Below are 22,458 nucleotides of genomic sequence, written 5' to 3'. Positions count from 1 at the left end.
TTTTTCCGTTCTTTGCAGAAAATACACTAAATGGCAGCCAGTAGCATCAAAGTAGGAGAGTTCAATACCTTAAAAGTCGCCCGGGCATTCGATTTCGGTATGTACCTGGGAGAAGATAAAGACGTGGTGTTACTGCCCAAGCGGTTTATTCCGCCGGGGTTGAAGGTAGGTGATGAAGTGAAGGTATTTGTTTATCACGATTCGGAAGACCGGCTGATAGCCACCACCCAAAAACCCCTGGGCGTGGTAGGCGATATAGTAAACCTGCCCGTGGTATCGGTAACCAAACTGGGTGCTTTTATGGACTGGGGGCTGATGAAAGACCTGTTTGTGGCCAAATCACAACAATTGATGGGCATGCGGGTAGGCGGACATTACCTCGTAAAAATTTACCTCGATGAAATGACCGGCCGCGTAGCCGCCACCGAAAAGATCGAACGTTTTTTAAGCAATGATAACCTCACGGTAAAAGAGCAGGACCCGGTTGACCTGGTGGTGTATCGCCGTACCGATATCGGCTATGTGGTGATCATCAACAACCTCCACACGGGGGTATTACACCACAATGATATCTTTCACGAAATACAGGTAGGTGATAAATTAAAAGGCTATATCAAAAACATCCGGGAAAACAACCTGATAGATGTCGGCTCCGGCAAAATGGGTTACCAGCGGGTAGAAGACGAAGCAGCTAAAATAATGCGGTTACTGAAGGAGAACGATGGGTACCTGCCTTACCACGATAAATCTGACCCCGAAGAGATCTATTCCTTTTTCGGAATGAGCAAAAAGACCTTCAAAATGACCACCGGCAATTTGTACAAAAGCAAAAAGATCATTTTTACCCAAACGGGTATTAAGCTGGTGGAAGAGTAGAGGGCAAAGGCCGCTGAAGGCTTAACGCGTAACAGTGAACGCGAAAACCCTCAACGCGGCAAAGGGAACCTGCAATCTGAAACCCCTGCATCGTAATGAAAACCTGTAAAACAATACTAAAAGCATTGATATTAGCTCCTCTCCGCCAGCTGGCGGAGAGGAGCTGGGAGGTTTTTATCTCAGCACCCCGTAGAAGAACGAAGTATTATCCGAAACTTTATACAATCCGCCAATCAACGGCAAATTCGGAATGTTGGTAACAACATAATCTACTTTAAAAACAGCATCGGTGGCAAAGTAATTCTGTAAGGCGGCATACTCGTTAGACCGTTGGGTCCAGTTGCCATCGTAGCTGGGATTGCTCAGCGTTAATATGCCATTGGCATACGTGAAATTATAGGTGGCAATGGCGGTGAAGGGCGCTGTATTGGCCGGGCCGTTGCGGGTAATCAACTGAACGGTATTGGAACTGGCCAGTAAAAAACGGATATCAACAATGGAACGGGGCGGGTTCATTTGTGCAAACTTGGTTTGACAGGCCAGGTATACGGCGTTAAACCCCGAGTTAATCCCTGTTGGCGGATTGGGTGGTATATACAATTCCTTGTACAGCCCGTTATAGGCAAACAGGTTTTGCATTAATAAAATGGGTACGCTGCTTTGTTGCAACACGTACCGGGTGCCATCTGCTGCATATAAAACAAACGCGCCGTTCTCGATGGCTGCTCTTACAAACGTAACTCCATTTACCACTATGCCATCGATGATGTTGAGGCCCTGGTCTTCATAATTGTATTTACCGGTCACCTTTACCACATTGCCGTTGTTGTCGGAATACTGTAAGGTGATTATTTTATTGGCATTGTCAAGCAGGAACTGCACCTTGTTATTGAGCCCGGGAATGGTAACATAGTTGTAAGATTTCCCATTAAAATAATTATTAAGCGCGTCGATGTTGGCTTTGTAGGCGGCGCTCAGGTAGCGGTTCTTTTGATCGACCGTTGCTTTTATCAGCACCAGGTCGTTCTTATATTTGAAACCGCGCAGAATAATGCTGTCGCCATTGATGCGCTGGTATTCAAACTCCACATCGCTTTGTAAACCCGAACCGGCAATACCGCCATAAACGGCAGGGTTGGGGTCCTGCAGTTTGGAGATGTAATTGTAGGTATCGAAGATGAGGGTGGCGTTCATCACCCATTTTATACGATAGGTAGAGGTGCTGGGTTTGGTGGCAGATTCGCTGTCAAGATCGGCTACCATTGTAATGGACTGTGATGGTTTAAAATCCATATAGAATCCATAGCCGCCTTTTACCCCGGTGGTGAGGTACGCGTGCCAGCCGTTTGGTGCACCGTTTAATGCATTGTTGAGCGTATCTATCCGGGCCGACATTCTCTCCTCCGGCGTTTCCTCGAAAATTTTGGTGTCGTCTTTTTTGCAGCTGGTGGTAAACAAAACGGCAGCAAGTAGATATAATAGTTTTTTCATGATTGGTTTCATTTAGAATTTACCATAGAAATAATTGTCCGGCTCATTGCTCACATAAAACCCGGCAAACTTCAGGTAATAGCTGCCGCCGTCTGTTGCTGCAGCCGGCATCCAGTCGGCTTTAAACAGTTTGGTGGCCAGGTAATTGTTCAGCGGAACAAATGCCGGCAAGGCGGTCCTTCCGGCTACGTACTGCGGGGCAGTGCTGCCATTATCAAATTTGGTAAAAGTTATTTCGCCATTGGCGTTGATGGTTATGTTATAGTCGTACCAGGCCACTGCGGCGCCGGCGCTGTTGGCCAGTGTATGTTGCATCTGGATCACCGTAGGCGATACAAATACCACGTTAAAAGACACTGGTGTATAACCGACAGTTGCTAACCCTGCTTTTACCTGGTTGTAGATGGTGGTGAATTTAGCAGACTGACCAAACTGGGCGTAATATGGTTGGTTGAAATCAACTACCAGCGAATTGGCCAGCAGTTTGTTTTGCCAGGCATACATAAAGCCCCTGGTTTTGTCGTTATAGGTAACGCGTAATACTTTACCTACTTCATATTGCAACTCGCGGAAGTTGATATTGAAATACTGTCTGAAGTAATCCACCACCAGGGCCTCCTTTTGTTTCAGTTTTGTTTGTCCATCGGCGCCGGCAGACTTTGCATAGCTGTCAAACCACAACTGACCTTTTATAAGCAGCGAGGCTACGGTCTCCGCAAAATCTTCGTTCACATCCTGTCGCGCATACCTGGATACAAATCCCAGGCTTTTGGCAACAGCTTCGGTATTCGTGCCGTTTGTCCAGTCAAGCATATAATCGCTTTTTGTTACCTGTAAAAAATCCGGGGGGATGGCGATCGTTTGGTTAAGAATATGCGTGAACTCGTGGTGGATGGTAAACATTTTGGTGCTTACCTGTGCTGGATCGCTAAAGTCGAGGTTATTGAGATCGTACAGGATTACGCGGCGGCCACCATCGGCTGAACCCAGGGTAAGGGTGCCATCGGTGTTGTAAGCCGGTGAACCAAACAACACAAATTGTTTGGGTGTATAGGTTTTTATAAATGCCACACCCGCTACCTTTTCGTAGGTCTTCAAAAAGATGTTGATGATGGCCTGGGCGGTGGGCTGTACTTTATCCAGCTTAACCGGCGATACATCTTTCCCCACATCACCCAACAGATCGCGCTCATAGCGGTATTGCAGCTGAATGTTATACGGGTTGGTTAAGTTATCGGTGATCCAGCTGTCCAGGTCAGTTTGTGCAGGATTGTCTACTATGTATTTCGACATATCAACATCCAGTGCCGAAGATTTTCTGCAGCTGGCCGCGTTCATGAGCAGCAGCCCGTACATACCTGTATATAAGATATTTTTTAGTGTCATTGTTATCTGGGATTTAAGGGAACGTCTGAGGTAGTAACTTCCCTGGGTAATTGAAACACCCTTCGCGGGTCACCGGCCGGCAGTTCAATAAAGGTTTCAGTACCGCTGTTGTTGATCTGGTTGTGTTTTACCGGTAGGTTGTTGCGCAGAATGTCCATCCAGCGGATGCCTTCCAATACAAACGCCCGTTTTTTGGTGTCGAGCAGGGCTGCCAGCATGGCCTGTTTATCATCCGTTTTGCCGGTAAAGGTTTTTGCTTTGGCAATGGTGAGCCCATTGTTAACTGAATTATAGTCATGTATCCTGGCCCGGCCCAGCTCATTCAGATCGGCAATGGCCAGGGGATAATTGGCTTTTTGAATATGCGCTTCTGCCCGGTTCATCAGGGCTTCATCCACCGTGAACAGCGGCATCATGATATACGGCAGACCAGTTCCCTGCGCCACGTTGGTGTAGTAAAAATATTCCAGGTATTTACCCGGCGTATAGTTGGGTTCGCCAAAATTGCGGAGATTGGTGCGAAAGGGAAGTCCAAAGACCGTAGTGCCGGTACTTTCGTTTTTTACTTTCTCACCGTAACCATACCGGTTAGCGCCGGCACCTTCCTTACGTTGATAAATAGACTGCGTATTGGCCAGCAACAGGTTGAAGGGCCGTTCAGATTTTGTATTCTCGGCTAAAATTTCATCCGAGCTCAGCGACCACAGGTTGCCACCATACTGGTGCAGGTTATCGTAAAAGTTATTGTCGGGTAGTATAGCGCTTACCTGTTCTATCACTTTATCCCAATCACCTTTAAACAAATAGAAGCGGGCGGCAAATGCATGGGCGGCCTGCGGGTTGAAATGAAATTTAGGTACGTCCCACGAACCTGGTTTCAACAGCTTCAGTCCATCGGTTAGGTCCTGTTCAATTCTGTCATATACGCTTTGCACCGTGCCCCGGTCGTATTGTTGAAATACTACGGTCTCAGGCTTATCAACATAGGGGATACCCATGCCGGTATTGGGGCCGCCTGGTACATAAGGGGCTGCGAAATGCATCGCCAGCATATGATGCGCATAGGCGCGGGCAAGCAGCGCTTCGCCTTTATAGGTAAGCGCCTTATCGCCAAAGTTGTTTTTGTCAATAGCATCCAGCGCATGGTTGGCCGAAGCAATAGCCCGGTAACAGGCGAGCCAGTATTCCGCCGGCGTGCAATCACCCGTACCATCCGGATCGCGCCAGAAATACAGATCCGTAAATGGCTGCCGTTCTTTTGACGCAATAGTCGTTCTATCCTCCGAATTATCTGAAGCCGTTTCATTAAACAAATACGTCCTGTCGGGATAAGCCGTCACCAACAATTTCGCTACCTGGTCAACGGTATTTATTTCCGCCCGGTTATCAGGGTTTTCGTTTAAATACTTCTTACAACCGGCTAAGGTTAGTAAAAGAGATGTATATATAATTTGTTTCTTCATTGGTTCTAAGTTCATATTTCGGGGGCCTCCCCCCAACCCACTCCGGTGGAGGGGGACCTAGCAATTAATTCCTATATTTTGATATTCGGGATTTCCTTTTGCCGCGAAGGAGCATCTCTGCCCTCTGCCATCTGCCGTTTGCCGTCTGCCTCGCTACTCAAAAAATCAAAAGCCTAACTTCACTACCAACGTATATTGTTTAACCAAAGGCATCGCCACTCCTCCACTATTAATAAACTCCGGATCTGCCCCAAACAAATTCTTATCAGAATACAGCAGCGCAATATTGTTGCCCACGAGCGACAAATGCGCATTCCTGATCTTTGCCGGCTTCAGCCATTTGGCAGGTAACTCATAATCAAGCGACACTCTTTTCAGGCGGATAAAATCCCCTTTGGCCACCGCTTGTGTGCTATAGTTATAAGCATTGTAAGGATACTGTCCGTCTATCACGGTACCATCATTGTTCACCACACCATTGTTAACATAATATACCCCTAATAAAGAGGGAATGTTGGTGCGGGTTTCATCACCCGGCATCAGCCATCTGTCTTTCAGCCGGTTGCTAAGGGTATAAATGTCTGAATAGGAAGCGGCGAAATTCAATTGCGGCCGTACGTAGTTGCCTGCGGAATAGGTAACCAATGCAGATATTGAAAATCCTTTATAAGAGAAGTTATTATAGAACCCGCCGGTAAGGGTAGGGGCTACCGGGCCATGATAAACGAGATAGTCCTTGTCCTCATCCTGCAAACGGATGTAACTGGCGCCTGTTTTACCATCCTGGTCAATAAACAGGGGGTAACCATAGTCGTGGTTCAGGCCGGCAAAGGGAACGGAATACAGTCCGCGTTGGGCATGTCCTACCCGCATGCCACCTTCCGGTTGTACGTTCGACCAAACGCTGGGGTTCACCCGCAGGTTGGTGATCTCGTTTTTATTAATGCTTACATTCAGTTGCGTGCGCCAGCTAAAGCCATTGTTAGGCATTTTAATTGGACTGCCCCCAATGGTAAATTCAAAACCATGAGCAGCCATGTCGGCATAATTGGCGGTTTTTACATATTGTCCGCCAATGCCCGAGGTATTGATGGGGCCAATCAGATCAAATGACCGGCGGCGGTACCAGTCCACGGTAAGGTCGATCTTGTTGAACAGCAACAGATCGGTTCCCAGGTTCAGCTCATACATTTTCTCCCAGGTAAGTTCCCGGTTCTCGAGGCTGTTGATGTAAATGCCCGATTCCCTGTCGGTATCTTCCGGGCGAATGGTAACGCCGTTATAGTATAAGGCAGCTGCATTATGCGCATCGCCAATGCTGGCCGTCATGCCATAGGTGCCACGCAGGGTAGCGGCGGAAATAATGTTGGTGAGTTTACCGGTAAAGAAATGTTCCTGGTCAAGGTGCCAGGCGCCGGAGACGTTCCAGGTAGGCAGCCAGCGGGCGGTAGTTGATTTCCCCATTTTGTTGCTGCCATCGTAGCGGCCGGTTACGTTCACGCTGTATTTGTTGTCGAAGGAATAAGCGGCCCGGCCCATAAAGGCAGCAAACCGGTCGTTGCCTGTAGACATGGAGAAGTAAGGATCACCACCTTCGATCATTTTTTTGAAGAAGCGGTAATTGGGATTTACCAGCCCGCCATTCTCATATTGATAACCGATGCCTTCGTAATCGGAGTTCTGGCGGTCAATGCTGCGCAATTCCATGGAACCAAAAAAGTTCACCAGGTGTTTATTACGGAAGGTGTTGTTGTATTCCAGGTTCTGGCGGAAATATAAACTCCGCAGGTTATCGAGCGTGGTATTGAAGAACCCTCCTTCGGGTAATACTACCTGTGGCAGCGAGTTGGGATTGTCGGGATCTTTATACAGGTTGATATTGTTGGCCGCAATGGTAGCATCGTAATTGGCCTGGAAAGCCTGCACCATGTTGGAGCCTTCTTTTACATAGTGCTGCCGGGTATTGTTAACCAGGCGGTACGACCCGTCGATAGAATATTCCAGTTGTGGAATGATCTTGTATTTAAGTCCTATTTGCGCCTGCAGATCGAGCACCTTCAACTGAAGGTAGTTCGTCTCCAGTTCGTTCAGAATATTGAAAGGCGCATAGTTTCGTACAAAGTATTCGCGGTTGCCATCGGCATCGTAAGGCGTCATCAGCCGGCTGGTGTTCAGCGCATAGTTGAAAGGGTTAATATCGAAACTCCGGGTATTGGCGCCATGTACGGGGTCAGGGTCTCTGTTAAGGGTACCTGGTGTACGTTGGTCGCGCACGGAACCGTTCACCATTACTTCACCGCGGAACCGGTCGTTCAGTTTAAAGTTATTGCGGAACTTGGCAGTATAGCGGCTTACGTTGTCGCCACGCGTCCAGCCATTGTCCTTCATCAGGGAGGTAGAGAAGTACGTTTGCGAATTAGGCGAACCCGAGGTCATACTCAGGGAATGTTCCTGCAACAGGGAGTTTTTAAACAACACATCAAACCAGTCGGTGTTGGCCTTTGCATACCGTTCCAGGAAGTTCAGCCTGTCCTGCAGGGTATTTTTAAGCGCATAAGAATCGGTATTGGGATCGTAATCGTACATCTCGTTGTACATTTTATAAAAGATGCCACCGTCTTTTGCGCGCGAAATAGAGCTGTGGTTATAGTAGCCTTTGTTTTCCAGTTCCAGCAGCACCGAAAGCTGGTCGGCCGAATTCATAATATCGAATTGATTGTAGGAAGGCTTGCTGTAGGTGGTAAAACCGCCGCTGTAATTGATCTGGGGCGTTCCGTTGGTGTTCTTACCTCTTTTCGTGTTCACGACAATTACGCCATTCATGGCGCGGGCCCCGTACATGGCGGTGGCGGCAGCGTCTTTCAAAATGGTGAAAGATTCAATATCGTCGGGGTTAATGCCTGCCACGGCAGAACCGATGAGGGTACTGGCATCGCCCGTGCTAAGCGCCTCGTTGCTGATGTTTACCACATCTTCGAGGATAATGCCATCTATTACCCAAAGCGGTTTGTTCTCGCCCGAAAGTGACGTGGCGCCGCGAACGTGTATCTTGGGCGCTGCGCCAAATGTGTTGGTAACATTCTGGATAGATACACCGGCCACCTGGCCTTCCAGCATCCGGCTTACATCGGGTATGCCATCGCGTTCGGCTGCTGCACCGTTTACTTTAGCGGCTGCGCCGGTAAACAGTTTTCTATCTACATTCTGATAACCCGTTACCACTACTTCCTGCAACCGGCTGTCTGTTGCCTGCAGCACAATGTTCAGCACGGCGGTACCAGCGGTCAGGGTTACCTGCTTCGATGTGTAACCTATAATACTAAATACCAGGGTGGCCTTTTCGGGTACACCTTTCAGTTCAAACCGGCCTTCGTTATTGGTGGTAGTACCGTTGGTGGCGCCTTTAATTACTACAGATACACCGGAAAGGGGAGTGCCGGAAGCGCTTTTTACTACTCCGCTTACTGAAATGTTGTCGTAAGCCATGGCCGGCAGGGTCGCAATGACTGTTAATAAAAAGATAGTGGTCATCCATAGCAATGCTTTCGCCGGGGGCCGCCCGTACCAGGAACGGGGCCCCTCATAAGCAGTAATAGTCATACTGTTTGCTTGTTAGGTTTTTTAAGGTTTACCAAATGTTATTGCGTTAAGTCATAATACGCCTTCGGCCAGGGGAATGGTGTTCTTCATCCCCCGGTCGTGGTAAATGCCCTGAAATTTTCGTGACTGCTGTGCGCTGCGGTTAAGTGCTGGTTCTGCGGCAAAGATGCAAAAAAACGGAAATTATTCCTTTCCGTCTGTAAATTAACTGTTATGCAGGTTCGCTTTAAATGTTTTAATTATCTTAATAGGTGCACTGCCGTTTTTGGGTACCACTTCAAGGGAAACCCTTACCCCTAATATGGTTATGGGGGCAGACGCTTTCAGCTGCTGGCCCTGGTACAGGCGCGCTTCGGTATAGTTGAGCGTTTCATTACCGGCCACAGCTACTATCTCCTGGCGGAAATTGCGTACGGTGGCGTAGTTTTGAATGAAGGGATTTATAATATATTCAAGCGAGGCAACATCTAATGTGTATTGTTCAGGTAAAGACCCAGCCACTTTGGTGTGTTGTATAATGGGCGGAGCGCCCAGGTAAAAAATGCCCATAGGTTCATTAAATACGGGACCCAAGCCAATGATCCGGCTGTTATCGAGCCCCGGTGCCGACAGGGAAAGATTGCCCACATAACCAACCACGTTGTAATCGAGCCGGATCAAAGCAGGCACATCAACTTTGCTGTCCGCCAAACCCAGTTTCGGCACCAGGGTAGCGTTCAGTTTATTACCTGCCGTGCTGTCGAAGATAGTTTGCTTCAGGTTGCTGATAACGGAGTTGGAGAATACACCTGATAATTCATCGAGCCCGCTAACCGATTTCACATGCGCCTGCATGTTACTGCCAATAGTTATGCCGCGGGAAGAATTATCGTTAAAAGACAAACCGGGTTTTTGCAGAAAGATCATTTTATTGCCCGCCTGTTTATTGTTGAGCGAGAGTTCCATCACCCAGGCAAAGGCCAGATTCCAGCTCAATGAAAACGTATGCCAGTCAAGATCGATCAGGTTACGATCGTATGCCATCTCAAACTGCGAAATGTACCAGCCGTTCTGGGAAATGGGCCAGGGCTCAACCAGGGAAACATTATTGGATTTTTGGTTCATGTCAACAACCAGCTGATCTGCATAATTAAGGATGTTCGATGTGGGGCCTGCGCTCCTTATAGACAGTTCGTTGATGAGCGAACGGTAATTGGTTACAGCAGGGTTGCTGGCGGTGGTATTGTAGGTGTAATACCTGAGTACACCCCTGAATTTATTATACAGGATAAAAATCCGGTTATCTATGTTTTGCGAGTCGGAAAAGTTGTTGTATACCAGCTCCCAGCCATCGCTTTTTTTATAATCATAACGCAGCCCGGGATCGTAATTCCTGGTTGTTTGGTCACTCCAGGGAACGGGTACGGCAGGTTGGCCAGGCATTACCGGCATGTATTGGACCTGTTCCCAGTCAAAGATAAAATTGAATTGGGTTTTTGTGGGTGGAACCACCGCATTTGCTGCAATGGTGATAACCGGCTGGGCCCCATTGCCGGCAGTGGCGGTTTCTTCAACCTGCACGGTTTTATCAGTGGAATCTTTATCCTTATCGCAGCTTATAAAGCTAAAACTGAATATGAGTGCGGCAACAGCCAGTTTGGGTGGAAAGATGATAAGTTGCTTTCTCATGATAAACGGTTGAAGTGCTAACAAGACAATCTGACTGTGGTATCTGTTGCATTAAAAAAAAGTTAAGGCAGCGGATACATATTTTAAAAAAAAACGGGCGTTATTCCAACTTTTTGGTATCGGGCGGTAGTTTATATCAGCACAGTAGTGATCACGCTGTATCAAATACCCAAAAAATTAAAGACTCATGAAACGATTATTAATCCCGTTTTTATTTATGACCGCTGTGATCGGTTACGTGTCGTGTCAAAAAAACAACAGCAGTGATCTTGCTTCGGTAAATGCCGCCAAAACAGAAGGGATCAAAAAAGGCGAGCCGGTAAACTTTTCGGTACAAAATATCTCCGGGCTGGCCACTAAATGGTCGGTAAGCCCTGCTGCCAATGTAACGCTTACCAGCAATGGCGATAAAGCCACCGTTTACTTTCGCAAATCAGGTTCCTATTCGGTGTTGGCCGATATGGGCGGTTCTGTACAAAGGATCATGGTAAGCGTAACAGACAGCAGTTATTGTGATAGCCTGCGCAGAGATTCTATCTGTGGTTTCCCCACCGATACCATCCCGCATAACCCCGGCGATACCACCCGTCCGGATACTACCTGTAAGAATTGCATTCCGCACGATAGTACTTTCGCTTTAACGTACGATCATATTAACATTACCCCTATAAGAATTGATACGGGTGGTGTTTCAGGATTGGCGATCAGGGCAACTACGCGGAATTATTATGCCTGCAGTTTCAATAACCTGCTCACCGGCTTTTCCAGTGCCAATGGCAGTTATTATTTAGCCTACCCGGGAGTGTTGGTGCCGGGCGGTTGTACCAGCGGACCGGTTCGGGCAACCTCAACCAGGGTGTTGTATCCGGTAACGGATGGCACGCATGCATTTAAAGTAAATGTGAGTGGCGTTATTTATACAGGTTCCTTTACAAAAGCGGGTACACATTATAACTTTAACTGGAGTGATACCAGTAAAGTAACAATTTCTCCCCTTATTATCAATTAGGGGCGACCTGTAAGGTGCATCATTTGAATTTGCACATTTAGTGGGTTAAATTGCACCTGACAGGTCCAGACCTGTCAGGTTCGCTTAACCTAGCTGGTATTAAAATCATGATGGCGAACCTCACAGGTCTTATCGTATAAACCTTTGAACATTTGGATAAGAATATTATAGATGGCTGCAGAAACAATGACCCCAAAAGTCAGGAAAAATTGTACAGGCAATTTTACCCGGCCATGTTCGCTTTGTGTAAATGCTTTTTTTCCGACAACCATGATATTCTTACGGCAGTAAATAATGGCATGTTGAAAGTTTTCAGGAATATGGATAAATATGATCCGGCCAGGGGCGACTTGTTTAACTGGGCTTATACCACGGTTCGCAATGCAGCGCTCACCCTTATCAGGGATAAAAAAACAAAGCTCACTTTTGAGTTGAATGAAAACAACAGTGATGCGGCGGTGAATAACCCCTTTAAGCAACTGGAATGGAAAGATATTTATTTCTACCTCGATCAGTTGCCCACCAATACCAGGTATGTGTGCAGCCTGTATTATCTGGAAGGCTTTTCAATAAAAGAAATAGCTGACCTGATAGACATGAAGGAGGGAACTGTTAAATGGCAACTGAACGAATGCCGCACCAGGCTGAAAGAAATTTTTGACCGTTACACTATTAGAAACAAAAACATTGGATAAGAAAAAGCTACATATCAATGAGGCTGGCAGCAATAGCTATCCCGAGCCGGACGTACCGGTGCAGGCGGCCTGGGACAATATGCAACAGCTGCTGTTGCAGGCGCCTGCTGTGCCGGCACGCGCATCCGGTTTAAAAAAATGGCTGGGCAAAGGGATGGGGAAGATGATGATAGGTGCAGGCGTGGTAGTAATGGTTTCCGTAATAACGGTGATGGCATTAAAAAAGAATGAACAAAAAGCGGTAACCCCCGTAACCCATTACAGCGATAGCATGGTGGCCAGCCAACCAGTAATTGCCCGGGATACACTTATCCGTGTTGCAAAAGAAGAACGGGCGTCTATCGAATTTCGTAAAACGCCTTTCAAACAGGTAGCCGATTCAATAGGGAAAGCATTTGATGTAAAGGTTATTTTGAAGGGAAATATTGGTGACTGTACATTCACCACCCGGTTTGATAACAATTCACTGAAAGAAATGCTGACTGTAATAACCTATACATTTTCTTTCAGGTATAAAATAGATAAGGTGAATAAGCAAGTCACAATAACTGGAAATGGATGTAATTAAAAAAAGCATTTTATGGTTGTTCGTACTGTTGGGGTTGGCCATGACCAGTAATTGCATGGCGCAACAAAAAGCAGCTGCAGCACAATTTTATTTTGATAAGCCCATCACGCTCGATTCGTTGACCCGGTATGTTCATAGTCACAGCCGCATCCGTTTTGCCTTTAACTCCTCTAAGGTAAAAGGCGATAAAGTGATTAATCTGAAAAAGGGAAAGTATACCATTGGGCTGTTGTTAAAGGAAATTAGGAAGAACACCTCATTGTATTATCTCCGGTATAATGGCTATGTGATCTTCCAGGATAATCCGCCAAAACAAAAAGCTATTTCGCAATCCATTGCAAAAAAGAACAAGCCGCCCATTACGCCCGTCAGGCGGGCGGAGCCAACAGATACAGCACATATAACTGCGCATACAAACCCGGATTCATTGAACCGGGTTATTGTCGTTAATAGCCCTAAGCCTGTTGATACGGTTTACCGCAAGGTAAAAGACACCATCGGACTTTCTTTAGGTATGGGCGCTTTAGAAACGGAACGTAAAGCCCGTTCCCGCAACGGGCATGATAAGTCGGTGGAGGATGATAACTGGCAGTTAAAACAGGGGACGCCATTGACCGGACCGGTTACAATAGATTCTTTAAAAGAGCGCCGGTGGGTGAAAGATACCATGCCCGGTAAAACAAAGACCATCAACACAACCATCAGTAAAAAAGAAGAACGCGCCATTGCCCGGAGTTCCCGTAATTCAGGGTATGCCAATTACGGCCAGCCGGGCGGTAGTTCAAACTGGCAATTCGGGTTGCATTGGAAAGCGGCGTTGCCGATCAATGGAAGCAGCTATTATTTCACTGGTCCCAATAACAGCAGTCAGCTATATAATCCGCTTATTCCCGGCATCTGGCTGAGCTGGCACCATGATCCACATGAGTTCCTGTTGCTGGTAAAACCCGCCGAGTGGACCGTATATGGCAACAATGTGGTTAAGGCCGATACCAGTATCAGGAAGTATGGTACCGATTCCCTGCCATCGTTGATTCCATTACGAAGAACAACCAGCTTTATAAAATCGGGCGGCATCTATGCAGGTTTACAATACAACTACCACCTGAATGAAAATTTTACCATAGACGCCGGCATCGGGTACCAAACGCTGGGGCAAACGCTGGTACAGCTGCAAACAAAACGAATTTATGATACCGGCGTCAATGGCCAGTTTTTTCCCGATACGTTGTTTACCGCAAAGGGCGATTCATTGACCAGCAAATACCTGAAATCATCCTTGATCCTGGCAAAATTTGAAGTGGCCTATAAATTAGGATCAGTAGACCTGGGCGCTGCGGTGTTGTTGCCGCTTACCCCGGCGTTCACCAGCCAAAGCAGGGATCAAAAGAAGCCGTTGAGTTATCAGATCTTTATAAGATGGCGTCTGAAGCGGGAGGAGGAGCCGTTGTGAACAAAAAAGGGTTATCTTGCTTTAAACAATCAACTATGAAAAGGGTAACAGGAATCGGCGGTATTTTCTTCAAATGCCAGGACCCCGCAAAAATGAAAGAATGGTATAAGACCCACCTCGGTTTCGATGTAACCGACTACGGCGTACAGTTCAGCTGGAAACAGGACGACCCAACAGTAGAAGGCTATACGCTGTGGAGCCCTTTCCCCGACAAGACCAAATACTTTGAACCCTCCACCAGAGACTTTATGATCAATTACCGCGTGCACGACCTGGAAGCGTTGGTAGCAGCATTAAAAGAAGAAGGCGTAACGGTGTTGGATAATATAGAGTCGTATGATTATGGCAAGTTTGTTCATATTCTTGACCTGGAAGGAAACAAGCTTGAATTGTGGGAGGCTAAATGATAATAGTGCCTTATTTGGCCGCTGCTAAAAAGATGTTTTTCCCCGAAACAGCTAACCCGTACATGTAGACAAAAATCTATATCGATATAGTCTCCTCATAAATTGTCTAAATTCCCTTCCTCAGTGGTTTCCTTCAAATTCACTTGCTAAAGTTTTCTATAACGGCATAGCTGTCTGAACTGGGATTTGTAAAATTCATGAGATTTATAGGATAAGAATGGTGTAACGGTGACGCAATTGTGCTGAAATGCTGGCAAACAGGTAGTGATATGCTCTGGGTATTCTCTAAGTATTTTCTGGGTATTCTCTGGGACTCCACTGCTCTATGAGGGGCCCCAGAGAAGTTTCAGACAACTCTTAGAGAACTCCCAGAGAACTCCGCCAGGGGCTCGCCAGCCCCGGTTCATACAGTATTGGAATGGTAGCAACATGGTAGGGTAATGGTAGGGATATGCTCTGGATACTGTACGCAGACTGCCTACAGACTGCCTGGATATACTAGTGCGCCAGGCAATACCCAGGCAATCCTCAGGCCATTCCCAGGCAATACCCCGGCTATTCCAGTACCATTCCGCTACCATCTAACACCTGTTCTGGCACCATCCACCGTATCCATATCCCAGACATCCCACAAATCTCATAAATCCCGCTTCAGACTTTTCCATTCGGCTTTGGCTTTTTTCAGATCAGTAACAAACTGAGGATTGTTCATCCAGTATTTTAACAGGTGCCAGGCAATTACCCGCGCGGCTTCATTATCGCTGGGGTAGTGGATGCCTAACAGTTCCCGCGACCATCTTACCTCATCTGCTTTCTCAATGAAGGCTGCCCTTTTCTCCGGAATGATCTCACTAAATAAAAATGCTTCGGTAAATGACCACAAGCTGTGACCGCTGGCAAATGACGGGGATTTGATCCTGGTGAGTGGTTGTAATTTCGGTTCCAGGTGATAAGGCCGGGCCCGTTTAAAAACCCATTTTAACCGGAATTCTGTTACCCGAATATCCTGAATGCAGTTAAGTAAGAGCTGGGTGGTGGCAGGGAAATTTTTATAGTTGTACCAATCGCCCACGCTTTCCGCAATGTAAAAGAGTTGTTTTCTGTTCTCCTCATAGTCGGGGTCGGTTGGGTTTAAAATATTGAACCAGGAACCGATATTGGCAATGTACTCCGCCCTGGCGATCTGTTCCTTTGTGCGGCTGTTTTGAAGCGAGAGTAAATGATCCAGTTCGGCACGGGTTTGGTCTGAACTGTTGGCCGGCGGATGACTTAAGCCGGGTAATTTTGCTTCATCTTCCGGTTTCAGGTAAACAGTGCGCACCAGGGAATTGGTGATGGCATTGGGGCTGTACTCCAACCACGGAAAAGTGATAGTGTCCATCCAGGCCCTTTCGGGGTTGGGATGGCCGCTTAATTCGCCATACGTTTTGTAATACCTGCTAACAGGTTCCAGTGAATGAAGGGGCTGGCTAAAACCGGAAGGTGCTGTGCTTATCAAATAAATAGCTGCTGCGATCAGTATACGTATACTTTTCATAGTCATAAAAATTAGTGATGAAATAGTTTAGTATACCTACAACGGGGCGGGCGAAAAAAAGACGCAGGAATTATTTACAGCAGCCAATAATATTTCCGTATTTATCAAACTGATAGGGGCAGCAGGCAAGAATGGCCTCCTTTAGCATTTTTCTACCTCTCTGGACCCTTGATTTTGCCCCCGTATATGAAATATTCAGTTTTTGGGCTAATTGTTTTTGTGAGAGCCCTTCGAGTTCTGCCAGCATTAAGGCCTCACTATATAGTGGCGGTAACGCTTTTATAAATGATAAAAGGCAGCAATCAGCCAGCCTTATAGCTGATTGCTGTTCTTCTTCGCTGGTACAAACTGTTTCGGACAGTTGCGGTGTTTTCTTTTTTAACCGGTAATGATCGATCACGGCGTTTTGCGCCATCTTTATTACATACGAAGCCGGCTTTTCAAGCCATTTAATACGTTCTTCGTTCTCTGATATTTTCACAAATACATCATGCAGGATGTCTTCACAACTGTCATCGCCATTTACTTTGTTGCAAATAAAGGCTTTCAGTTTTTCGCGGTGTTGATCCCATATTTGAGATGTGCAGGAACTCATAATTAATTCATTTATACGCCCTTCCGTAAACTTTCAGCATAAGCATTGGGTAAGCGGCTGTCTTCGACAGCTTTGGCTGCTTTTTCAACATCGTATTCAAACCGGATAAATTCAACCTTTATGGAGTTTTTATCATGTATACTGCTGTTGTCATTGATATGAAGTATTACATAACCGCCCCGTGGGTCGCCATCCTTGGGTTTGCCAACAGAACCAATATTGATGGCATGCCTGTAATGTTCTTTATCATTTTCAGCAATAGTTAATACCCGGTGATAAGGTTTGTGTGTATGGCCAAAACACATAATGTCGGCATCTGCATCCAGCATAATCCGTATCATGCTTTTTTCTTCCCGGTCCTCAAACAGGTATTCATTTATTTTACGCGGACTGCCATGTACCAGCAGCAGGTTCAGTTTGTCGTTGTTTAGTTGAAATTCAACTTTTATATGTGCCGGTAACGTTCTTAAATACTTTCGTTCTTCATCCTTTACTATTTCATTGGTAAATGAAATGGATACGGCTCCATTGGCTTTTTCCGTATCTGTTTTGTATGCACAGCCGCAATCGTCAATGGACCTTCCAATGCCAAAATCATAGTTGCCGGCAATGGTTGGTATGCCGCGTTTCCTGATCTCGTTTATTACTTCATTGGGCCAGATGTTATAACCAACCAGGTCGCCGAGGCAGTAAATGGCATCTGGTTTTTGGGCTTCTACACTTTTAAAGAACGCTTCTAATGCAGGCAGATTGGCATGGATGTCGCTGAATAATGCAATTTTCATTTTGAGGTGTAATTTTTAGAAGTCAGATATTTCCATAAGGGGATAGCCAATGCTGCGCCAATAACCGGCGCCAGCAGGTATACCCAGAGATGTTCAGTATGGCCGGATACTATGGCCGGGGCCAGTGACCGGGCAGGGTTCATGGATGCGCCACAGATGGGGCCGGCAAACATGGCTTCCAGCAATACTACCGAGCCGATAGCTATGCCTGCAAATAATCCCTGTTCTTTGGAGCCGGTGGCAACATTGATAATAACCAGCATTAACAGAAATGTAAGTATAATTTCAAGAACAAAAGATTGCATGGCTGTGCCAGCCGGTAATGTGGCGCCAAGGAACTCATTGAATGGAAACAGAAATCTTAATAATCCGCTTGCGGCAAAAGCGCCGGCTATCTGGCTCACTATATAAACGGCCAGGTTATTCATTGGCAGTCTGCCCGCGAATACAAAAGCAATGCTAACAGCCGGATTGAGATGGGCGCCCGAAATATCCCCTAATGCATAGATCATGCTCATTACTATCAATCCAAACGTAATAGCAACCCCAACATGAGAAACGGCGCCGCCACTTTCCTTATCAATTATCACAGCTCCTGTACCGCAAAATACCAGGGCAAATGTTCCTATAAATTCGCAAACAGATTTTTTTATCATGCAAATTGTCTCAAGGTGTAAAGGGAAAGAATATCAGGAGCAGCAATCAGGCCCGCAGCAGGAAGCTGATTTTTCTCCATAAACAGTTATACTGAAGATGCCGGTTTGGCCATTTTTAAAACTGGCTAATTCCGCTTCGTTTAAATAATTCATTAAAATGTCATCGGGAATGATGATGGGCTTTTCTTTTTGAATGGTGATGTTGCTGAAGCCATTTACCTCAATCAACTCCAGGTACACTTCTTTTTGAATGGCGCCCGCCACGCAACCGGCGTACATTTCAGCGGCTGTTTTTAATGCTGTTGGCAGTTCGCCTGCCAGCACAATATCTGAAATGGAAAAATGCCCGCCGGGTTTTAATACCCTGAAAATTTCTTTGAACACGCCATCTTTGTTGGGCACCAGGTTCAACACACAATTGCTTACAATTACATCGGCCACATTGGAGGTGATGGGCATTTTCTCGATATCGCCCTGTCTGAACTCTACATTGTTGAAACCTCTTGCTTCTGCGTTTTGCCGGGCGCGTTCTATCATGGCCGGGGTAAAATCGATGCCGATCACTTTGCCGGTTTCACCTGTTTCATGACGGGCAATAAAGGCGTCGTTACCAGCGCCGCTGCCGAGGTCAATCACCACATCGCCTTTTTTGATTTGTGCAAACTGCGTGGGTAAGCCGCAGCCCAGGCCCAGATCGGCATCGGCGTTGTACCCTTCCAGCTGGGTATAATCGTCGCTCATGATATTATACACTTCGGTGCTGCAGCAGCCGGAACCGCAGCAGGAGCTTTGGTTTTGCTCTTTATCCTGTAAAGCGATCTCCGCATACTTTTGCTTTACCATTTCCTTTATTTGGTCCTGAGTTTCCATGTTGTTTTCTTTTATTGTTATATCGCAATATTGCGATGAATGAAGCCAAAAAAATTTAACAGCAGGAATCCTTGTTCTTATAGGCCACAAAGAACGAATCGAAGGATTCTTTATATTGTTTCCACACTTTGGGATCGATGCAATAACAAACGCTGGTGCCTTCGATGGTGCCCTGGATCAACCCGGCGTTTTTCAGCTCTTTTAAATGTTGCGAAATGGTTGCCTGGGCCAGGCCTAATTCATCAACCAGGTCGCCACATACACAGGCCTGTGATCTTATCAGGTACTGGATGATGGCTATGCGGGCCGGATGCGCCAGGGCCTTCATCATTTGCGCCAGCTTGTTCTGCTTATCGGTGAATATTTCTGCCTTGGTAAGTCCCATATCTATCGCAATATTACGATTAATTTGGAATTGGAAATTTTTTTTTTATTTAATGAGATCTCAGCATCCTGTTAATGTTTTCCCTGAACGTTTCGCTTATGGGGATCTCTGTAGTGCCAATACAAACCACTTCACGTTTGATGGTGGTGATGCTTGAAATGGCCACCAGGAAGGATTTGTGCGTGCGGATAAAAGCGCCGGCAGGCAGCTTTGCTTCAATAGTCTTTAACGGCATGCGGGTTACAACAGGTATTGTTGTGGAGGACAGGTATATTTTAATATAGTCTTTCAGGCTTTGGATATAGTTGATGTCAGCAACAACAACCCTCACAAGTGAATAATCTATGTGAACGAAAAGATCATTGTTCTTTACTGATTCTGAGACTGCGGCCGGCTGCCGCACCCGGAATAATTCTGCTGCCCGGTTACACGCTTTTAGAAAGCGGTCGAACGAGAATGGTTTTAAGATATAGTCTGCTACCTGCAGGTTGAACCCCTCCACTGCATATTTTTCATAGGCTGATACAATGATCACCAGCGGCGGCTGTGTCTATTGTTATTACCCTGGTGGGGCTTATTGGTGTTATTATGGGCAGGCAGGCGCTGGTTCGTACCAATCGCCGTATTGGTTCGGCACGGCCGAAGGCCATTGCCGCGCTTTTGTTGGGGCTAACCGGCATTGTAGCCAGCGGGTTGCATCTGGCCATTTCGTCGGGTGGTTTTGGCACCGGTTCCGGCCGTGCAGGGGCTATCGTGGCAATGGTATTGGGTTTTATTGGCGCTGCTTTTGGCTGGCTGGCGCTTGCCCGGTCGAAACAGACGGCGGGGCATGGCAGTCTCAGATAGGTTCAATTGCTTTTATCGTTAAATTGCGATACTTATCATTAATATTTCAATGAACGCTTCCAGTATCGACATAAAAGATAAAACGCAACCCGCAGAGTCATTCAAGATCTCGCTTTTTCGCAAAGAGGTAAGGAAGACCACGCCGCATAAGCATAATAATTATTTTGAAATAATCTATCTCTCCGGTGGAAGCGGCTTTCATTTTATCGATTCCCGCAAATTTGAAGTAACGCCACCGGTTATCTTTTTTGTTCGACAGGAGCAAACTCATCATTTCGATTTGTCGGGTGAACCAGACGGTTTTGTGGCCATTATTAAAAAGGACTTTATCCAAAACAGCCTCGACAATGAGTTGAAAACGCTGCTTACGAAACTAAGCAGTCAGCATTGTTTAAGTATTGGCGATAACCAAACCATCGATCTGCTGTTTCAATTGCTGGCAAAAGAATATGCTGTAAACAGTGAGCAGAGTTTTCACATTATTGAAGGTTTGTTAAAAGCCTTGCTGGCCAAGGTGCTTGAGATTGCCAAACCAATGATCCGCTCATCGGAGTTGCGGTCAGACCTGTATCAGTCCTTCCTTGAATTATTACAGGCCGGTTCGGTGGTAAAAAATTCTGTACAGTTTTATGCCGAGCAATTGAACACCACGCCGCAAAACCTGAATGCGGCCTGCCGCAGGGCTGTTGACCAGGCTTCCGCAGAAGTGCTGGCAGAGTTTATTACGGGTGAAGCCAAACGCCTGCTGTTGTATACCAACAATACCGTTTCACAAATTGCAGGCACCCTGGATTTTATAGATGCATCGCATTTTATAAAATACTTCAAACGCATTATCGGGCAAACACCCCAGGCTTTCAGACGGCAGGTGGAAATGAAAAATGAAAAATAATGAAGTTAACTGTACCATGCTATTTTCATATATACCATACCACGACTGTTAAATTGCAGTAACTTTACGGGAAGCTACCACCTCATACCCACATAAAATTTAACAGGTATGGAACCACAATCTGCAACTCATAAACAAGTGGTAGCGGTCCGTTATATTGTTAAGGATATAGACTCCTCTGTTGCTTTTTATACCCGCCTGCTTGGTTTTGAAGTAAGATTACAGGTAAAAGGTGCTTTTGCCCATTTAACGCTGGGGGATCTGCAATTATTTATTAACCAGCCCGGCGCCGGCGGGGCAGGGCAATCGATGCCCGATGGAACTGTTCCAACCCCGGGAGGCTGGAATCGCTTTCAGATCCAGGTGAGTAACCTGGAGCATGTATATGACAGATTAAAAAGCTCAGGCGCCGCCTTCCGCAACGAGATCGTAATGGGCGTAGGCGGTAAACAGGTGCTGCTTATCGATCCCTCGGGCAACCTGATTGAGTTGTTTGAGCCTGCTCAACAATAATTGATTACTCATTTTAAATACTGTGAAAATGGAAACTCCCCAGTTCAATGCGGAACTTTATGACAGGAAGAAATTTATTAAAACCGGGTTGATAACCGTTGCCGGTTCACTGGCCATCAATTTAATTCCTTCCTGTGGTGAAAAGGGTGGGGAGGAAGGGCAGGAGGTATCACCGCCCGAAGACCTGATGCAGGAACACGGGTTGCTGAACCGGATCCTGCTGATCTATGATCACTGCCGTACGCAGTTGGTTAATAAAACTGCTTTTCCCTTAACAGCTGTTGCCAGCTCTGCCGCCATCGTTCGTCAATTCGTGGAAGACTATCATGAGAAACAGGAAGAGAATTACCTGTTTCCGCGGTTTAAAAAAGCCAACCAGCTGACCGACCTGGTGACAACCCTGTTGCAACAGCACCAGGCAGGAAGAACACTCACCGACAAGATCATGCACCTGTCGAAAACCTCCCCGATAACCGAAGACGATAGCAAACAACTACTCGATGCGCTCACCGCGTTCAATGTAATGTACCGCCCGCATGAAGCCCGGGAAGATACAGTCCTGTTCCCCGCGTTCAGGAAGATCGTTTCCAGCCATGAATATGATTCCCTGGGCGAAGAATTTGAAAAGAATGAACAAAAATTATTTGGGGAAGATGGCTTTGCCATGATGGTGGGTAAAGTGGCCGAAATAGAAAAGCAATTGGGCATTTATGAGCTGTCCCAGTTTACCCCGGCTGTTTAATAAATTTTATAACAAAATATC

22 protein-coding genes are annotated in these 22,458 nt (G+C 46.4%); 10 read left to right on the top strand and 12 right to left on the bottom strand.

Annotated features, from left to right (window positions below):
* Nucleotides 1-30: 30 nt before the first annotated feature.
* The gene (locus NIAKO_RS20110) at nucleotides 31-876 is read left to right on the top strand and encodes a CvfB family protein (RefSeq protein ID WP_014220285.1); all 846 of its coding nucleotides are present in this window, start codon (nucleotides 31-33) and stop codon (nucleotides 874-876) included.
* Nucleotides 877-1,050: 174 nt separating this feature from the next.
* On the opposite strand, the gene NIAKO_RS20105 is transcribed toward NIAKO_RS20110, so the two are convergent.
* From NIAKO_RS20105 to NIAKO_RS20085, 5 genes are all read right to left on the bottom strand, one after another.
* On the bottom strand, nucleotides 1,051-2,367 hold the full coding sequence (locus tag NIAKO_RS20105) for a DUF4302 domain-containing protein (RefSeq protein WP_014220284.1): 1,317 nt from the start codon (nucleotides 2,365-2,367) through the stop codon (nucleotides 1,051-1,053).
* Nucleotides 2,368-2,379: 12 nt separating this feature from the next.
* Nucleotides 2,380-3,753 carry a substrate import-associated zinc metallohydrolase lipoprotein gene (locus tag NIAKO_RS36995; RefSeq protein WP_014220283.1) on the bottom strand — a complete coding sequence of 458 codons (1,374 nt, stop codon included), beginning with the start codon at nucleotides 3,751-3,753 and terminating at the stop codon, nucleotides 2,380-2,382.
* Nucleotides 3,754-3,755: 2 nt separating this feature from the next.
* Entirely contained in the window at nucleotides 3,756-5,216 is a 1,461-nt protein-coding gene (locus NIAKO_RS20095) for a RagB/SusD family nutrient uptake outer membrane protein (protein ID WP_014220282.1), read from the bottom strand.
* A 165-nt stretch (nucleotides 5,217-5,381) separates the two neighbouring features.
* Nucleotides 5,382-8,816, bottom strand: a complete 3,435-nt coding sequence (locus tag NIAKO_RS20090) for a SusC/RagA family TonB-linked outer membrane protein (RefSeq protein WP_014220281.1) — start codon at nucleotides 8,814-8,816, stop codon at nucleotides 5,382-5,384.
* Nucleotides 8,817-9,020: 204 nt separating this feature from the next.
* Complete coding sequence (locus NIAKO_RS20085) at nucleotides 9,021-10,484, bottom strand: hypothetical protein (protein ID WP_014220280.1); 1,464 nt, start codon at nucleotides 10,482-10,484, stop codon at nucleotides 9,021-9,023.
* Nucleotides 10,485-10,671: 187 nt separating this feature from the next.
* Between NIAKO_RS20085 and NIAKO_RS20080 the strand changes: the two genes are divergently transcribed.
* From NIAKO_RS20080 to NIAKO_RS20060, 5 genes are all read left to right on the top strand, one after another.
* Complete coding sequence (locus tag NIAKO_RS20080) at nucleotides 10,672-11,493, top strand: hypothetical protein (protein ID WP_014220279.1); 822 nt, start codon at nucleotides 10,672-10,674, stop codon at nucleotides 11,491-11,493.
* A gap of 152 nt (nucleotides 11,494-11,645) precedes the next feature.
* A complete protein-coding gene (locus NIAKO_RS20075; protein ID WP_014220278.1) occupies nucleotides 11,646-12,188 on the top strand; it encodes an RNA polymerase sigma factor in 543 nt (180 codons plus the stop codon).
* On the top strand, nucleotides 12,181-12,756 hold the full coding sequence (locus tag NIAKO_RS20070; protein WP_014220277.1) for a DUF4974 domain-containing protein: 576 nt from the start codon (nucleotides 12,181-12,183) through the stop codon (nucleotides 12,754-12,756). Before NIAKO_RS20075 ends, NIAKO_RS20070 begins: the two co-directional genes overlap by 8 nt.
* Nucleotides 12,743-14,209: an STN domain-containing protein gene (locus NIAKO_RS20065; protein WP_014220276.1), complete on the top strand. Its 1,467-nt coding sequence runs from the start codon at nucleotides 12,743-12,745 to the stop codon at nucleotides 14,207-14,209. Before NIAKO_RS20070 ends, NIAKO_RS20065 begins: the two co-directional genes overlap by 14 nt.
* A 35-nt stretch (nucleotides 14,210-14,244) precedes the next feature.
* A complete protein-coding gene (locus NIAKO_RS20060) occupies nucleotides 14,245-14,616 on the top strand; it encodes a VOC family protein (RefSeq protein ID WP_014220275.1) in 372 nt (123 codons plus the stop codon).
* Nucleotides 14,617-15,253: 637 nt separating this feature from the next.
* On the opposite strand, the gene NIAKO_RS20055 is transcribed toward NIAKO_RS20060, so the two are convergent.
* The 7 genes from NIAKO_RS20055 to NIAKO_RS20025 form a co-directional block, all read right to left on the bottom strand.
* Nucleotides 15,254-16,153, bottom strand: coding sequence for a phosphatase PAP2 family protein (locus NIAKO_RS20055; protein ID WP_014220274.1), 900 nt, complete (start codon nucleotides 16,151-16,153; stop codon nucleotides 15,254-15,256).
* Nucleotides 16,154-16,223: 70 nt separating this feature from the next.
* The gene (sigZ, locus tag NIAKO_RS20050) at nucleotides 16,224-16,748 is read right to left on the bottom strand and encodes an RNA polymerase sigma factor SigZ (protein WP_014220273.1); all 525 of its coding nucleotides are present in this window, start codon (nucleotides 16,746-16,748) and stop codon (nucleotides 16,224-16,226) included.
* Nucleotides 16,749-16,759: 11 nt separating this feature from the next.
* Complete coding sequence (locus NIAKO_RS20045) at nucleotides 16,760-17,533, bottom strand: metallophosphoesterase family protein (RefSeq protein ID WP_014220272.1); 774 nt, start codon at nucleotides 17,531-17,533, stop codon at nucleotides 16,760-16,762.
* Nucleotides 17,530-18,189, bottom strand: a complete 660-nt coding sequence (locus tag NIAKO_RS20040) for an MIP/aquaporin family protein (protein WP_014220271.1) — start codon at nucleotides 18,187-18,189, stop codon at nucleotides 17,530-17,532. Before NIAKO_RS20040 ends, NIAKO_RS20045 begins: the two co-directional genes overlap by 4 nt.
* A 33-nt stretch (nucleotides 18,190-18,222) precedes the next feature.
* On the bottom strand, nucleotides 18,223-19,059 hold the full coding sequence (locus NIAKO_RS20035; protein ID WP_014220270.1) for an arsenite methyltransferase: 837 nt from the start codon (nucleotides 19,057-19,059) through the stop codon (nucleotides 18,223-18,225).
* A gap of 55 nt (nucleotides 19,060-19,114) precedes the next feature.
* Nucleotides 19,115-19,444 carry an ArsR/SmtB family transcription factor gene (locus NIAKO_RS20030; RefSeq protein WP_014220269.1) on the bottom strand — a complete coding sequence of 110 codons (330 nt, stop codon included), beginning with the start codon at nucleotides 19,442-19,444 and terminating at the stop codon, nucleotides 19,115-19,117.
* Between the two features lie 49 nt (nucleotides 19,445-19,493).
* The gene (locus tag NIAKO_RS20025; RefSeq protein WP_014220268.1) at nucleotides 19,494-19,979 is read right to left on the bottom strand and encodes a LytR/AlgR family response regulator transcription factor; all 486 of its coding nucleotides are present in this window, start codon (nucleotides 19,977-19,979) and stop codon (nucleotides 19,494-19,496) included.
* 11 nt (nucleotides 19,980-19,990) lie between these two features.
* Between NIAKO_RS20025 and NIAKO_RS20020 the strand changes: the two genes are divergently transcribed.
* From NIAKO_RS20020 to NIAKO_RS20005, 4 genes are all read left to right on the top strand, one after another.
* On the top strand, nucleotides 19,991-20,290 hold the full coding sequence (locus tag NIAKO_RS20020; protein ID WP_014220267.1) for a DUF6223 family protein: 300 nt from the start codon (nucleotides 19,991-19,993) through the stop codon (nucleotides 20,288-20,290).
* Nucleotides 20,291-20,339: 49 nt separating this feature from the next.
* Nucleotides 20,340-21,182, top strand: a complete 843-nt coding sequence (locus NIAKO_RS20015; RefSeq protein ID WP_014220266.1) for an AraC family transcriptional regulator — start codon at nucleotides 20,340-20,342, stop codon at nucleotides 21,180-21,182.
* Nucleotides 21,183-21,290: 108 nt separating this feature from the next.
* Nucleotides 21,291-21,695, top strand: a complete 405-nt coding sequence (locus NIAKO_RS20010; protein WP_014220265.1) for a VOC family protein — start codon at nucleotides 21,291-21,293, stop codon at nucleotides 21,693-21,695.
* Between the two features lie 28 nt (nucleotides 21,696-21,723).
* Nucleotides 21,724-22,437, top strand: coding sequence for a hemerythrin domain-containing protein (locus NIAKO_RS20005; protein WP_014220264.1), 714 nt, complete (start codon nucleotides 21,724-21,726; stop codon nucleotides 22,435-22,437).
* The last annotated feature ends 21 nt before the right edge of the window (nucleotides 22,438-22,458 follow it).

This window comes from Niastella koreensis GR20-10, assembly GCF_000246855.1.
GTDB classification, from domain to species: domain Bacteria; phylum Bacteroidota; class Bacteroidia; order Chitinophagales; family Chitinophagaceae; genus Niastella; species Niastella koreensis.
The sequence above is the reverse complement of the archived record's forward strand: the minus strand, read 5'-3'. Positions and strand labels throughout refer to the sequence as shown.

What these genes read in the sequence shown, in the direction of transcription:
- NIAKO_RS20085 (WP_014220280.1), bottom strand. Translation starts at nt 10,484, where the DNA reads ATGAGAAAGCAACTTATCATCTTTCCACCCAAACTGGCTGTTGCCGCA.
- NIAKO_RS20080 (WP_014220279.1), top strand. Translation starts at nt 10,672, where the DNA reads ATGAAACGATTATTAATCCCGTTTTTATTTATGACCGCTGTGATCGGT.
- NIAKO_RS36995 (WP_014220283.1), bottom strand. Translation starts at nt 3,753, where the DNA reads ATGACACTAAAAAATATCTTATATACAGGTATGTACGGGCTGCTGCTC.
- NIAKO_RS20030 (WP_014220269.1), bottom strand. Translation starts at nt 19,444, where the DNA reads ATGGGACTTACCAAGGCAGAAATATTCACCGATAAGCAGAACAAGCTG.
- NIAKO_RS20010 (WP_014220265.1), top strand. Translation starts at nt 21,291, where the DNA reads ATGGAACCACAATCTGCAACTCATAAACAAGTGGTAGCGGTCCGTTAT.
- NIAKO_RS20065 (WP_014220276.1), top strand. Translation starts at nt 12,743, where the DNA reads ATGGATGTAATTAAAAAAAGCATTTTATGGTTGTTCGTACTGTTGGGG.
- NIAKO_RS20110 (WP_014220285.1), top strand. Translation starts at nt 31, where the DNA reads ATGGCAGCCAGTAGCATCAAAGTAGGAGAGTTCAATACCTTAAAAGTC.
- NIAKO_RS20095 (WP_014220282.1), bottom strand. Translation starts at nt 5,216, where the DNA reads ATGAAGAAACAAATTATATATACATCTCTTTTACTAACCTTAGCCGGT.
- NIAKO_RS20015 (WP_014220266.1), top strand. Translation starts at nt 20,340, where the DNA reads ATGAACGCTTCCAGTATCGACATAAAAGATAAAACGCAACCCGCAGAG.
- NIAKO_RS20035 (WP_014220270.1), bottom strand. Translation starts at nt 19,059, where the DNA reads ATGGAAACTCAGGACCAAATAAAGGAAATGGTAAAGCAAAAGTATGCG.
- sigZ (WP_014220273.1), bottom strand. Translation starts at nt 16,748, where the DNA reads ATGAGTTCCTGCACATCTCAAATATGGGATCAACACCGCGAAAAACTG.
- NIAKO_RS20105 (WP_014220284.1), bottom strand. Translation starts at nt 2,367, where the DNA reads ATGAAAAAACTATTATATCTACTTGCTGCCGTTTTGTTTACCACCAGC.
- NIAKO_RS20045 (WP_014220272.1), bottom strand. Translation starts at nt 17,533, where the DNA reads ATGAAAATTGCATTATTCAGCGACATCCATGCCAATCTGCCTGCATTA.
- NIAKO_RS20060 (WP_014220275.1), top strand. Translation starts at nt 14,245, where the DNA reads ATGAAAAGGGTAACAGGAATCGGCGGTATTTTCTTCAAATGCCAGGAC.
- NIAKO_RS20055 (WP_014220274.1), bottom strand. Translation starts at nt 16,153, where the DNA reads ATGAAAAGTATACGTATACTGATCGCAGCAGCTATTTATTTGATAAGC.
- NIAKO_RS20040 (WP_014220271.1), bottom strand. Translation starts at nt 18,189, where the DNA reads ATGATAAAAAAATCTGTTTGCGAATTTATAGGAACATTTGCCCTGGTA.
- NIAKO_RS20090 (WP_014220281.1), bottom strand. Translation starts at nt 8,816, where the DNA reads ATGACTATTACTGCTTATGAGGGGCCCCGTTCCTGGTACGGGCGGCCC.
- NIAKO_RS20005 (WP_014220264.1), top strand. Translation starts at nt 21,724, where the DNA reads ATGGAAACTCCCCAGTTCAATGCGGAACTTTATGACAGGAAGAAATTT.